At 52.7% G+C, this 12,436-nt stretch carries 12 protein-coding genes; 4 read left to right on the forward strand and 8 right to left on the reverse strand.

What is annotated here, in order from left to right; translation table 11 throughout:
- Positions 1–48 precede the first annotated feature (48 nt).
- The 6 genes from rpsM to Q31b_RS11040 all read right to left on the reverse strand — a co-directional run bounded on the left by rpsM (position 49) and on the right by Q31b_RS11040 (position 4,861).
- On the reverse strand, positions 49–420 hold the full coding sequence (gene rpsM, locus Q31b_RS11015) for a 30S ribosomal protein S13 (RefSeq protein WP_146599989.1): 372 nt from the start codon (positions 418–420) through the stop codon (positions 49–51).
- Positions 421–603: 183 nt separating this feature from the next.
- Complete coding sequence (locus Q31b_RS11020; RefSeq protein WP_146599731.1) at positions 604–1,101, reverse strand: dihydrofolate reductase; 498 nt, start codon at positions 1,099–1,101, stop codon at positions 604–606.
- On the reverse strand, positions 1,098–1,892 hold the full coding sequence (locus tag Q31b_RS11025) for a thymidylate synthase (RefSeq protein ID WP_146599732.1): 795 nt from the start codon (positions 1,890–1,892) through the stop codon (positions 1,098–1,100). Before Q31b_RS11025 ends, Q31b_RS11020 begins: the two co-directional genes overlap by 4 nt.
- Positions 1,893–2,011: 119 nt before the next feature.
- The gene (locus Q31b_RS11030; RefSeq protein ID WP_146599733.1) at positions 2,012–3,316 is read right to left on the reverse strand and encodes a cytochrome c; all 1,305 of its coding nucleotides are present in this window, start codon (positions 3,314–3,316) and stop codon (positions 2,012–2,014) included.
- Between the two features lie 237 nt (positions 3,317–3,553).
- Positions 3,554–4,339 (reverse strand): TIGR00282 family metallophosphoesterase, encoded by a 786-nt coding sequence (locus Q31b_RS11035; RefSeq protein ID WP_146599990.1) that lies wholly within the window; start codon positions 4,337–4,339, stop codon positions 3,554–3,556.
- A 30-nt stretch (positions 4,340–4,369) separates the two neighbouring features.
- The gene (locus Q31b_RS11040) at positions 4,370–4,861 is read right to left on the reverse strand and encodes a low molecular weight protein-tyrosine-phosphatase (protein ID WP_146599734.1); all 492 of its coding nucleotides are present in this window, start codon (positions 4,859–4,861) and stop codon (positions 4,370–4,372) included.
- A gap of 360 nt (positions 4,862–5,221) precedes the next feature.
- Here Q31b_RS11040 and Q31b_RS11045 point away from each other — a divergent pair, with 360 nt between their 5' ends.
- From Q31b_RS11045 to malQ, 3 genes are all read left to right on the forward strand, one after another.
- The gene (locus tag Q31b_RS11045) at positions 5,222–5,491 is read left to right on the forward strand and encodes a response regulator (RefSeq protein WP_231617473.1); all 270 of its coding nucleotides are present in this window, start codon (positions 5,222–5,224) and stop codon (positions 5,489–5,491) included.
- 278 nt (positions 5,492–5,769) lie between these two features.
- The gene (locus Q31b_RS11050) at positions 5,770–8,256 is read left to right on the forward strand and encodes a glycogen/starch/alpha-glucan phosphorylase (RefSeq protein WP_146599735.1); all 2,487 of its coding nucleotides are present in this window, start codon (positions 5,770–5,772) and stop codon (positions 8,254–8,256) included.
- Positions 8,256–9,776, forward strand: coding sequence for a 4-alpha-glucanotransferase (malQ, locus tag Q31b_RS11055; protein ID WP_146599736.1), 1,521 nt, complete (start codon positions 8,256–8,258; stop codon positions 9,774–9,776). The genes Q31b_RS11050 and malQ overlap by 1 nt, the downstream gene beginning before the upstream one ends.
- Before the next feature lie 108 nt (positions 9,777–9,884).
- Here malQ and Q31b_RS11060 read toward each other — a convergent pair whose 3' ends face one another.
- Positions 9,885–10,514, reverse strand: a complete 630-nt coding sequence (locus Q31b_RS11060; protein WP_146599737.1) for a DUF456 domain-containing protein — start codon at positions 10,512–10,514, stop codon at positions 9,885–9,887.
- A gap of 254 nt (positions 10,515–10,768) precedes the next feature.
- Between Q31b_RS11060 and Q31b_RS11065 the strand changes: the two genes are divergently transcribed.
- A complete protein-coding gene (locus Q31b_RS11065; protein ID WP_146599992.1) occupies positions 10,769–11,323 on the forward strand; it encodes an HNH endonuclease in 555 nt (184 codons plus the stop codon).
- A 142-nt stretch (positions 11,324–11,465) separates the two neighbouring features.
- Here the strand turns inward: Q31b_RS11065 and Q31b_RS11070 are convergent, their stop codons facing one another.
- Positions 11,466–12,398, reverse strand: coding sequence for a phosphoribosylaminoimidazolesuccinocarboxamide synthase (locus Q31b_RS11070; RefSeq protein ID WP_146599738.1), 933 nt, complete (start codon positions 12,396–12,398; stop codon positions 11,466–11,468).
- Positions 12,399–12,436 lie beyond the last annotated feature (38 nt).

Below are 12,436 nucleotides of genomic sequence, written 5' to 3' on the forward strand. Positions count from 1 at the left end.
ATCAAAAAATGGAGGTTGGTTTGAATGTCAATACGTTGATCAGGAAGCTTAACGCAAATCCTTGACGCCCTTCTTGCCGGCAACCGTCTTGCGAGGGCCTTTCCGGGTACGAGCGTTTGTCTTCGTGCGTTGACCACGCACTGGCAAACTCACGCGGTGGCGAATGCCCCGATAACAACGGACTTCACGAAGCCGGTTGATGTTTTGGGTGACGAAACGACGTAATGGACCTTCGACCGCGTAATCGCGTTCGAGAAGGGCCGCAATGCGACTCAGCTCTTCTTCGCTCAACTCCGCAGCAGAGCGAGCAGGGTCGATGTCGAGTTTGTCACAAACCTCGCGAGCCGTAAACAAGCCGATGCCATATAAATAGGTCAGCGAATACTGGATTTGCTTGTCGTTTGGTATGTCGACGCCCATCAATCGGGGCATAGCGGAACTCCTGAGGTAACGATCCGAGGTACATGCAATGTAAAGGAAACTTGGTTTTAGAAGCTAATCACGCCGATCAATAAATGACGCGGCGTGACGGCTATCAAAGCGGAACTATAGCGAACGGTCCCCTATTTGCTCAATGGGCACGCCGCGACGGTTTCGATTTTTCTAAGATTTTTTTCTTCTAAGCTTCACAAATTCGGTCGCAAAGTCATCTTTTTGCGACGCGGGTAGCGTAGTGTGTTCGATTTCTTCGAATTCGCCAAGGTCAATTGTCAAAAAAGTGTCTCCCGCAACCGATGCCAAAACACGAGTAAGCCAAATTTCGCTACAAAAAGGAATCAGTTGCCGATAGATCTCCGCTCCGCCGACAACAAACCTTTTCGGATCGGTAGCGCTTAGCCGAATCGCATGCTCCGGTGACTCGGCTATCACCACCCCCTTGAAACCCCAATCTTGGTTTCGCGTCACAACGATCGTTTTGCGACCTGGCAATGGCCGCCCGATCGAATCAAACGTTTTTCGTCCCATAATCAGCGTGCCACCCATCGTCAGCCGCTTGAACCGCTGTAGGTCGCTGCTAAGCCGCCACGGCATGTCGCCATCTTTTCCAATCACGCCGGATGGGGTCATCGCAACCATTGCGACGAGCGGAAAGTCGTTCATACCGCAATCGGCGCCTTGATTCGAGGGTGGGGATCGTAATCGGACAATTCAAAATCGGCAAACTGAAAACCATCGATTGACTTCGGTTTTGAGCGAATGTTCATTCTGGGCAAGGGCTTGGGATGCCGTGTTAATTGCTCGCGCGCCTGATCAAAATGATTTCTGTACAAATGAACATCCCCCAAGGTGTGGACGAACTCGCCTGGCTCTAACCCCGTCACTTTAGCCATCATCATCGTCAACAGCCCATAGCTGGCAATGTTAAACGGTACCCCCAAGAACAGGTCAGCACTTCGCTGATACAGCTGACACGACAACTTGTTGCCGGCAACATAAAACTGGAATAGCAAATGGCATGGGGGCAAAGCCATTTCACTGACTTCGCCCACATTCCAAGCCGAAACAATGAGTCGCCTCGAGTGCGGGTTTTCAACAATCTGTTTTTGGACTTCCGCGATTTGGTCGATCGTATGGCCGTCCGCACACGCCCAACTTCGCCACTGCTTTCCATAGACGGGCCCTAGGTTCCCATCAGCATCGGCCCACTCGTCCCAGATCGTGACACCGTTTTGTTGGAGCCACTTGACGTTCGTGTCACCTCTCAAAAACCAGAGAAGCTCGTAGATAATGGAACGAAGATGCAGTTTCTTGGTCGTTAGCAGCGGAAACCCGCCCTCCAGATCAAACCGTATTTGCTTGCCAAACAAGCCTCGCGTACCGACGCCGGTACGATCATCACGGTCCGTCCCATGATGGAGGACTTCGTCGAGAAGTTGTAGATAGTTTCGCATCGGGTTGGAATGGTCACAGGGGGTTGGGAGGGAAAGGACCAGGCAATGAACCAGGCCGTCAATCAGGCCGTGGAACAGGCAATGAAACAGGCCGTAAAAAACAATAAAAGCTTAGGCCACTACATCGAGACCACACTCTCTTGTAGGACCGGGTCGGAATCGGGATCGTGGTCAGCCGCCTGCAATGAGCGGATGTAGTTGATCAGGTTCCAAACGTCCTTCTTCTCAAATTCGCCTTCGACGAACGTTGCTGCCGGCATCGGTGTTCCGTCGATGCCTTGGGTGATCCTTCGATAAAGATCTTCCGAATTCGCCCCGCCGTGGAAAATCCCCTCTGCAAAATTACGGGGGATCGCGTTGAGCGGCGGCAACGCCCCGCGTGCAAGCAGCGGAAGCAGCGAATCGCGGTCCTCAGGTTTCAAGCCAATTCGGCTTGTCCAATCCTTGGTCCAGTCATCGTAATCGGTCGTTTGCCCATCGCCCAAGCCTTGTTCACCGTGGCATGTGCTGCACGACGCAATCTTTCCAACAAACAGCTTTTTGCCTGTTTCCACCGAAGCTAACAATGCCTCCGCTTTTTCGCCTTTTAGCATTTCGTCATATTCTTTGCGGCTATTGGGGACGGGCAATTCCGCAGGCGGTTTGGGGACGTCGATTACGTCACCCTCTGCTTCAAGCCACGAATCGGCGATGCCCGAAGCAAGATCGACAGCATATCCCCATTGTTCTTCAAAGACCTCTTTGTCCTCAGGTTTCTCACTGGTGGCCAAGTCAGGATTGATGATTCGGTCGCCAGCTTCGAGGTCTAACTCGAAAATGGCGTCATCGATCAACGCCCGCTCTAGCTCGCCGCGCCAAGACAAATAGATGACATAATCGGTCAGCGATTGAATATCTTCCTCATCGAGTTCTGGGATTTTGTTCATTGCCGTCCCCGCGATCCCGTTTCGGATCGAGCGAGCAATATCCTCTTCGGTTGGCTTCGAACCTCGCGGAGTCGACTTGAACTTAAAAATCCCCATGCGGTAATCTCGGGGGTACGGATTCAAGATTGCCGCCGTCGTTCCTCGTCCATTGCCGGTCACACCGTGGCACAATGCACAATGGGTGCGGTAAAGTCCACGCCCTTCCTCACCAACGGGGCCTGACGCCCGAACCAACCGGTCGAGCGTAACGAGCGATGCCAAATCATCGTCTTCGGCGGCAAAGTCGGGCAACTTGGGGTCGTTGGGCGTACCAAACATTTTGTCGACCACCCATGTCGTATCCTTGGAGGCTTGGTCCATCGAAAACCCCTCTTGGATTTGGTACTTCATCGAATGGACCATATTGGGCTCAAACGAAACGGGAACTTCTTCGCGGCAACCCGATAGCCCAACGCAAGCAAGCGTGGCAAATCCGAACAGCAGACAAGTGCGTAGCATGACAATTCCTCAAAAAAACGGGTAAGAAGCTTCGCCGCGATGTTGCTCCGGTCTCCGAACAGGCCGCGTCGATCGATTGGCGAGGTTCAACTTTCGATCCGCAGTCGCAGACGCCCCCCCGCTCCGAGAGCGGAGCAACAATCGCCTCGAAACAACACGAACGCGGCGATCCATGACGACCAGCATAGCATTCGATGAACCGATTTCCTATCAGCATCGCCACTAATGACAACGAATCTAATGACAACGAATCTTCTGCTCAAACCGCTCGATCGATATTGCCCGCCCTCCCTCGTCCGTTTCGACCATTGCTCCACAAAGTCGCACGTCCTTGGTGGCAACATGAAAGTGAGTCGGTTCGGCGGTTCGCGTCGTTAAGGTGACGCGATCAATGTCGCGGCCAATAATACTCTGGTAGGCCCCCGACATTCCAACATCGCACTGGAATGCGGTCCCGCCAGGGAAAACGGTTGCGTCGGCGGTCGGCACGTGAGTGTGAGTCCCCAGGACCGCCGAAACTCGGCCATCGAGATACCGTCCAATGGTTTGTTTATCGCTGGTTGCTTCGGCATGAATATCAACGAGGATATGTTTGGTTTGGTCTCCAATTTCGTTCAGGACACGGTCGATCGCATCAAACGGACAATCGACAGGCTTCATGAAGACTCGCCCTAGCAAGGAAACGATCGCCAATTTTTCGCCGCTGGAGGTTGTGATGACCGTCCAGCATCGCCCCGGTGCGTCTCGCGGGTAGTTTGCGGGCTTGACAATGCGATCACTGGAACGAAGTGATTTCTCTATTTCCCAGTGCCGAAAGATATGGTCCCCCATTGTAATCGCATCGATTCCTGAATCGATCAAGCGACGAAATTGCCGGTTGGTCAAACCGGATCCGTCGGCCGCATTTTCGGCGTTGACGATTAACGCATCAAGACGCAATTCCTGGCGGAGTCGTGTGGCGTTTTGGTGGGCAGCCGTATAGCCGGGCTTGCCGACAAGATCCCCGAGGAAGAGCAATCGCATAAATTTATTTTGCAAGCGGATAATTCATCATTAATCGTCAAATTCGCCCTCGAAGATACCCTCGCCAACCAATGTTTGCAGGATGACGGGACAGCCTTCTTCGAGCATATCAAGAACTTCGGTAAACCCCTCTTCTTCACCATAATAGGGATCCGGCACATCCTTTGGCCAACGATCATCAAGGTAATCGCCGAACATTCGGATATGAGACTTTGTTCCCTTAGCCAGTGAGTGCAAATACGTATGGTTTTCGGTGTCCATTGCCAGCACCAGGTCGTACGCGCCTGGCTCCAAATCCTTCGGCTGAACTTGACGTGCATGGCTAAACATTTCGTAACCGCGAGCTTCTGCGGCCGCCCTCATCCGCGGATCGGGCCGCTTGCCGACATGGTAGCCATGCGTGCCCGCCGATTCGACGACCACGTCAGCCCCATACTCCTGAGCGAATCGTCTCATCACCGCCTCGCCGGCTGGTGAGCGGCAGATATTGCCCATGCACACAAACAGTACTCGTTTCGTCATTCTCCCATCCTCACTTGACCTCAATCTTTCCAAAACGGCTGATCCCTCTCGACGCCTCCGATGCTCTTGCGGCGAATGGACCGCCATGATCTTAATGGTTTGACATCAACTGCGAAACCGAGCCGCCCCCCGCTCGATTCCAAGCGAAATTTTCCTCCTTAAAAAAATACTTTTTTCAGTGCAATGCTGGCAAAGAAGGGGCACTGGTTTTCAGCGGAAAACCGACCGGTTTGGAGGCGATTAGGCAAAACCTGCCAAATCCCCCTCCCGCATTCACCAAGGAAAATACTTGCCTTGTTTGCCCGCAAGGGTTAGAATCTCAACTTCGACGACGGAAACGATCAGTTTACAAGGATTTTGATGATGACTTCTTCTCAACGCGTTCGCTTCACGCAATCGTGCCCAACCTGTGGTCGCCGAGTCGAAATTCGGGCTTCGCTTCTAGGGTGCACCGTCGCTTGTCAGCATTGCCACGCCGAGTTTACAGCATCGGCTCAGAACAATGACTGCGAGAAATTGCCGCAAACTGACGACCTGCTCGCCCGTGTCGAAATTGCCCTTCGCCGTGCGGAAGAGCAAGCTGCGCTTTCAAAATCCTTGGACGCAGCCCGTACGGAATCGATCGTCTAACCGGGATCAGTCCCCCCGCTGCAGAGTCAAAGCTTGGCTGATTTTGAAAAATTGCCAGAAAAAAAGTCATCCAACGTTGCCCTTAGATACGAATTCGGGTAATTGTCCTGCCCACTCGTCCGTGCAATTCGATTCGGCCTGACACTCGTTAGCCATCGTTGCGTAACAGCAATCGACAAATGCAACCTGTTTTGCAATACTGAATTTTACGCTCCCGTGCGACAATTCGCTGCGCGCGCAAATAGGCACCGACTCATCACTAAGGAACCTCGAAGAAGATGCTTGACCAAACCACATCGGGCCCGGAAGTCCCCACGTTTGATTCTTCTGCCAACCTGTTGTCGCCGCTGCCACTTGAGCTTCGACGGCATCTCTACTACACGCTAGGACTGCGTGATACCGAATCGGAACCAAGTTATCTGTATAGCGCGTTAGCCAATACGGTTCGCGATCACTTGGTTCCGAATTGGCGTGATACGCGTCAACGCTTTGGCCAAAGCACCGAACGTCGCGTTCATTATTTATCGCTCGAATTTCTTTTGGGGCGGTCGCTCAATAATGCGATCCAGAATTTGGATGTCGATGAACAAGCCCGCGAAGCACTTCATCAATACGGCGTGTCACTCGAGGAGATTGAAGAGGAAGAGCACGATGCAGGTCTCGGCAATGGTGGTCTTGGGCGTTTGGCGGCATGTTTTTTGGATAGCTGTGCCAATTTGCAATTACCCGTTGCTGGGTATGGGATTCGTTATGAATTTGGCATGTTCCACCAATTGATCGAACACGGGCGACAAGTCGAAGCACCCGATCACTGGCTCCGTGATGGTAACCTTTGGGAGATCGAACGTCCCGAAAGCACCAAGACGATTCGGTTATACGGACACACTCAACGAGTGATTGGCGATGACGGTAAAGCCTACAGTCGTTGGATTGGGACGAACGATTTGATGGCGGTGCCTTACGACATGCCGATTCCCGGCCACAAGAACGGCACCGTGAATACGCTTCGACTTTGGAAAGCGGAAGCTTCTGATATTTTCGACTTAGATGAGTTCAACTCGGGCAACTATCCCGAAGCGGTGGTCGAAAAAAACAATGCCGACCAGATTTCGATGGTTTTGTACCCTAACGATTCCAGCGAAAACGGCAAAGAGTTGCGACTCAAGCAGCAGTACTTCCTCGTATCGGCTAGCTTACAAGACGTTCTTGAGAAATGGGTCGATCAATACGGCGAAGATTTTAGCGATTTCGGTCGCTTGAATTGTTTCCAACTCAACGATACGCACCCGGCGTGTGCCGTCCCCGAGTTGATGCGATTGTTGATGGATGAGCACCACCTGGAATGGGACGCTGCTTGGCAAATCACAACTCGATGCATGGCCTACACCAATCATACACTCTTACCGGAAGCACTCGAGCGTTGGTCGGTCGCATTGTTCAGTCGGTTGCTGCCGCGATTGCTAGAAATCATCTACGAAATCAACGAGCGGTTCTTGACGCAAGTCGCCAAAAAACATCCGGGTGACATCGAACTACGGCGCCGGGTTTCCTTGATCGAAGAAGGCCACGAACCGCACATTCGTATGGCCTACCTTTCCATTGTCGGTAGCTTTTCGGTCAACGGTGTTGCCGCTCTGCATACCGAGCTACTCAAAGAAGGATTGTTCGCCGACTTTTACCATATCTGGCCTGAAAAGTTCAACAATAAGACCAATGGGGTCACCCAACGTCGATGGCTGGCATATTGCAATCCAAAGCTTCGCAAACTGCTCTGCGAGACGATCGGAAGCGGTTGGGAATCAGACATGGAGCAAATCAAACAGCTCGCTCCCTACGCCGACGATGCTTCGTTCCGCCAAAAATGGCGTGCAGTGAAACAGGCGAACAAGCAACGGCTGATGGACCATGTGAAAGAGCATACAGGCGTCGAATTTATGCCCAATGCCGTGTTCGATGTCCAAGTCAAGCGGATTCACGAATACAAACGACAACTGCTCAACGTCTTGCATGCGATCCATTTGTACGACCGCATTTTGCGCGGGGATACAAAGGGAATGGTTCCACGGTGTATTTTGATCGGTGGCAAAGCTGCCCCCGGTTACCACGTGGCAAAACTGATCGTTAAGTTGATCAACAACGTCGCTGCGGTGATCAACTCGGACCCGAGAACCGAAGGGTTACTTCGCATGGTGTTCTTTCCCAACTACCGTGTCTCCACGATGGAAATCATCTGCCCAGGAACCGAGTTGTCGGAGCAAATTTCGACGGCTGGGAAAGAAGCCTCGGGAACGGGGAACATGAAGTTCATGATGAATGGTGCTCTGACAATCGGAACGCTCGATGGAGCCAACATCGAAATCCGTGAACAAGCCGGTGCCGAGAACTTCTTTCTGTTTGGACTCGATGCCGCGGAGGTCGCTGAGACGAAAAGGGCGTACGATCCAAACGCCATTATCGCCGCTGATCCCGATATCTACCGAGCGATGGAATTATTGGAGAATGGAACCTTCAATGAAACCGAACCGGGGATCTTCGACCTGTTGACCAAGGGACTCCGGAACCCTCATGACCAATGGCTGACCATTGCCGATATGCGCAGCTTTATCGACGCCCAAGTCGAAGCCGGTAAAGCCTATTTGGATCCTGAAAAGTGGGACCGGATGAGCATTTTGAATACCGCCAGTAGCGGTTGGTTTTCGAGTGACCGAACGATCCAGCAATACGCCGATGAGATCTGGGGTGTGAAACCACTCCAGAATTCCTGATGCGTTTTCCTCGCTCCTCGGGAGTTCTTTGCCATATCACTTGTTTGCCGAATGAGTTCGGCATTGGTGATTTCGGCAGTGCGGCTTATCAATTCGTTGACTTTCTCGAAGCGGCTGGTCAAACGGCATGGCAAATCCTGCCGTTGAGTCCCCCTGCACGCGGTCATTCGCCTTACAGCTCCTACTCGGCTTTCGCTGGTAACACGCTGCTCATTAGCCCCGCCATGTTGGTCGAAGACGGGTTCTTGGCTCAAGCGGATTTGATTCAGGCCGATTCGAGACAAGGCGACGAACCGGCTGCGCCGGATTTGACGAGAGTGGATTTTGATTCCGTCGCTCGTTTTCGCCGCCCGTTACTGAGAAAAGCTTTCGATCACTTTCAAAAAGGCGGCAGCGAAGCCGATCGGTCTCGACTTGCCGAGTTCGTCACCCGTCATGCATGGTGGCTCGATGATTTTGCTCGCTATGAAGCGCTAATGGTCCATTTTGACGAGAGTGATTGGACGAGGTGGCCAAGCGACCTCGTCCACCGTGAAGCAGCAGCACTCGATGCTTGGGACGCTCAGCTTAGTCAAGAAATCGAGTTTTCAAAGTTCCAGCAATACATTTTCGATGATCAATGGGTGCGGCTCAAACGATACGCAAACGATCGTCATGTCCGCATGTATGGTGACATGCCCATTTTTGTCGCTCATGAAAGCGTCGATGTCTGGGCAAACCAAGAAATCTTCTGCCTCGATGCGTCCGGAAACCCAACGCTTGTCGCGGGCGTCCCTCCCGACTACTTCAGCAAGACCGGGCAATTGTGGGGGAACCCTCAATATCGCTGGGACGTGCTAGCCAAATGCGATTATGGATGGTGGACGAAACGGTTTGAGCACGCGTTTCATCAATTCGACTGGATGCGTATTGATCATTTCCGCGGCTTTGAATCGTACTGGGAAGTCCCCGCAGGCGAGAAGACGGCGATCAACGGTCGTTGGGTCAAAGGCCCAGGCGCTGAACCCTTTTTGGCCGCACAAAAACAGCTCGGCGACCTACCGCTGATTGCCGAAGACCTAGGGATGATAACCGAGGCAGTGCATGAACTTCGCGACGTTCTTGGACTCCCCGGTATGCGAGTCATGCAGTTCGGCTTTGAGCAGGAAGACGATGTTTATCATCGTCCTAGCCATTATCCACCGCAATGCGTTGCCTACACAGGCACCCATGATAACGACACGCTGATGGGATGGTACAAAAAACGGAAAGTCGATCCCGAACAAGTCGATTTGCTGGCGGAAATTGTTACGGAGAAGAAAGATATCCATCTTCAGCTCATTGCGTCGGTTATGAATTCAAAAGCCGATATCGCAATCATCCCCATTCAAGATTGGCTTGGCATGGGTAGCGAAGCACGCATGAACCAGCCCGGCAAAGCGACTGGCAGTTGGGTGTGGCGGCTAAAACCAAACCTCTTGACTGACGATTTAGCCGCAAAAATCCGGACATTGACGCAGCAGTCGAAGCGGTTGTCTTAGCGTAACGGAAGCCCAGGCAGGGCCACCCCCAGTCTGGAAGTCTAGCCCACGGCAAAGGTTCCTGGCGGCCGACACCTTTACGACTTCCGCTATGCTTTCAGGTCGAGCCTAGAGCAGCACAGCGACAATTGCTGTCAACACCACCAGAAAGCCAGCGGCAAATTTCCCGAGCGTTCCGAAGGTACGCCCCCAAAATGCAGCTTGACCAATGGACCAGGATTCTTTCCATGGTTTGCCATCGGTCCACTCGCCATAGATCGCCCCAGCGGTCGCCCCGATGCCCCCAAACAGGATCGCGGCCAGTATCGAGCCGACGACCGGTATCGGAATCCCCACAAACGCGCCGGTCAATGCACCCGCCATCGATCCGATCATGGCAAAGATCGTCGACCGACGACTCGCGCCCGCCCGTTTCGCACCGTAGGCGCCGGCGACAAATTCGACAATTTCTCCAAGTAGAGAGAAGAAAAACGCAATCAATAGCGTGGTCATTCCGATCGCCAACCGCCCTTCCGATGGCCCCAACCACGCGTACAAAGCCATCGCGGCAACCGAGATCCAATTTCCTGGCAACGTGATGAGATTGCTCGCCCAAGCCAACAAACAAACCAAGATTAACACCGTCGCAGCGAGGACGGAGCCCGTCGGGCCAAGCCAACCGAACCAGTAGTCGGTGTCGAAGCCTAGGTGGACAACACGGAGGCAATCGAACTTAAAATTTAATACTAACTGAAACATGTCTTCTTATTTTTGTCTAAAATGACAGTGAACCACCCGTCGGTTTCGACGTGTCGCAATTGGGTGGTTCCGCATGGATAATAATTCGGTTTGCCGGTAGTGGTCCCAGGCTGACAAACCACCATCGTTGCCGATTGCTTATACTTGTGTGACCGAAGAAGACTCCCGCAAAACGAGAGACGACGGAAGGAACAATCGTGGAAAGTTCGCAAAGTGTACTCGATACAAATGTTTTGGTATTAAATCGCTTCTACATGGCGATTCGAGTGATCAACGTTCGACGTACATTTACGCTTTTGTACCGGGAATGTGCGGAAGTGATAAGCCACGAAGACGACCAATATCTGAGCTACGATTTCGATTCATGGTGCGAACTGAGTCAATTGACTTCGCTGGAAAAGCAACCGGGCGAAGATTATATCCGTGCCGTTGGTTTTGAGCTTCGCGTACCACGAATCGTTCGCCTGACTCGGTTCGACCGGATGCCGGTGCAAACGGTTCGTTTTAACCGCAAAAACCTGTTTGCTCGCGACGAGCATACCTGCCAGTATTGCGGTCGCAGCGAACCGACAAACAAATTGAGCCTCGATCATGTGATTCCTCGTTCACATGGCGGCCCGACGACCTGGGAGAACATCGTCTGTTGCTGCCTCCGCTGCAACAGTCGCAAAGGGGGGCGGACGCCGCAGCAAGCGAGAATGCAATTGTTGACGCGGCCCACAAAGCCCCGCTTCAATCCACTACTTGCGCAGTCGATTGAAGACCCTCGCTACGAGTGCTGGAAGACATTTTTGCCCGCAGCAGGGTAGCCGAATCTGCCATTTGCCTCTCCCCAACTCCCAACTCCCAACTCCCAACTCCCAACTCCCAACTCCCAACTCCCAACTCCCAACTCCCAACTCCCAACTCCCAACTCCCAACTCCCAACTCCCAACTCCCAACTCCCAACTCCTACTCTCCGCTAATCCGGCGTAGGGCGATTTGGTACTTCGCGGCTGTTTGAGCGATCACGGCATCGGGTAGAGGTGGCGGGTCGCTCTGTTTATCCCAACCGCAACTCGAAAGGTATTCGCGAACGAATTGCTTATCGAACGATTGTTGTGCGATTCCCGGCGCATAGGTTGCCGCGTCCCAAAAACGTGAGCTATCAGGCGTCAACACCTCATCGACCAGGACAAGTTCATCACCAACGAGCCCAAATTCGAATTTGGTATCGGCAATTAGAATTCCTTTGCTCGCCGCATAGTCGGCGGCCTCGTTGTATATTCTCAGCGATTCGTCTCGTAGTTTAAACGCCAGCTCACTCCCAAGATCGGTGATCATTCGATCGAGCGACACATTTTCATCATGCTCTCCCTCTTCGGCTTTTGTGGCTGGCGTAAAAATGGGTTCCGGCAGCTTGTCACATTGACGTAGCCCTGTCGGTAGGTGATTCCCGCACACTTCGCCCGTCAACTCATACTCACGTAGCCCGCCGCCCTCGAGATAGCCACGGACGACGCATTCGAAAGGAATCACCTTTGCTTTTTCTACGATCATGATCCGACCTTCGAGCGGCGTGGTATCAAAATGATCCGATAAAGACTTGGGGATCTCAACCGATTTTAGATGATGGCGAACATTGAGTTTGGAAAACCAAAACTGACTCATTTTGGTCAACAAGCGGCCTTTTCCTGGTATTCCACTCGGTAGAATAAAGTCAAAGGCGCTAATCCGATCGCTGCTGACGATCATCACTTCGCTGCCGAGGTCGTAAACATCGCGGACTTTGCCGCTGCGACGTGGAAGTGGCAGGTTGGTTTTCAACAGTGCCGCTTGACCGGATGACTGCGGCGTGTCGAATTCGTACAAGGGTGCGTCGTCTTTGGGGGGTAAGTTGTTCATCTCCCTAATTTGGCAAACCGCGGATTAATCGGCAAGCG

Origin of the sequence: Novipirellula aureliae, assembly GCF_007860185.1 — a bacterium.
GTDB classification, from domain to species: Bacteria; Planctomycetota; Planctomycetia; order Pirellulales; family Pirellulaceae; genus Novipirellula_A; species Novipirellula_A aureliae.

What these genes read in the sequence shown, in the direction of transcription:
- rpsM (WP_146599989.1), bottom strand. Translation starts at nt 420, where the DNA reads ATGGGCGTCGACATACCAAACGACAAGCAAATCCAGTATTCGCTGACC.
- Q31b_RS11020 (WP_146599731.1), bottom strand. Translation starts at nt 1,101, where the DNA reads ATGAACGACTTTCCGCTCGTCGCAATGGTTGCGATGACCCCATCCGGC.
- Q31b_RS11025 (WP_146599732.1), bottom strand. Translation starts at nt 1,892, where the DNA reads ATGCGAAACTATCTACAACTTCTCGACGAAGTCCTCCATCATGGGACG.
- Q31b_RS11030 (WP_146599733.1), bottom strand. Translation starts at nt 3,316, where the DNA reads ATGCTACGCACTTGTCTGCTGTTCGGATTTGCCACGCTTGCTTGCGTT.
- Q31b_RS11035 (WP_146599990.1), bottom strand. Translation starts at nt 4,339, where the DNA reads ATGCGATTGCTCTTCCTCGGGGATCTTGTCGGCAAGCCCGGCTATACG.
- Q31b_RS11040 (WP_146599734.1), bottom strand. Translation starts at nt 4,861, where the DNA reads ATGACGAAACGAGTACTGTTTGTGTGCATGGGCAATATCTGCCGCTCA.
- Q31b_RS11045 (WP_231617473.1), top strand. Translation starts at nt 5,222, where the DNA reads ATGATGACTTCTTCTCAACGCGTTCGCTTCACGCAATCGTGCCCAACC.
- Q31b_RS11050 (WP_146599735.1), top strand. Translation starts at nt 5,770, where the DNA reads ATGCTTGACCAAACCACATCGGGCCCGGAAGTCCCCACGTTTGATTCT.
- malQ (WP_146599736.1), top strand. Translation starts at nt 8,256, where the DNA reads ATGCGTTTTCCTCGCTCCTCGGGAGTTCTTTGCCATATCACTTGTTTG.
- Q31b_RS11060 (WP_146599737.1), bottom strand. Translation starts at nt 10,514, where the DNA reads ATGTTTCAGTTAGTATTAAATTTTAAGTTCGATTGCCTCCGTGTTGTC.
- Q31b_RS11065 (WP_146599992.1), top strand. Translation starts at nt 10,769, where the DNA reads ATGGCGATTCGAGTGATCAACGTTCGACGTACATTTACGCTTTTGTAC.
- Q31b_RS11070 (WP_146599738.1), bottom strand. Translation starts at nt 12,398, where the DNA reads ATGAACAACTTACCCCCCAAAGACGACGCACCCTTGTACGAATTCGAC.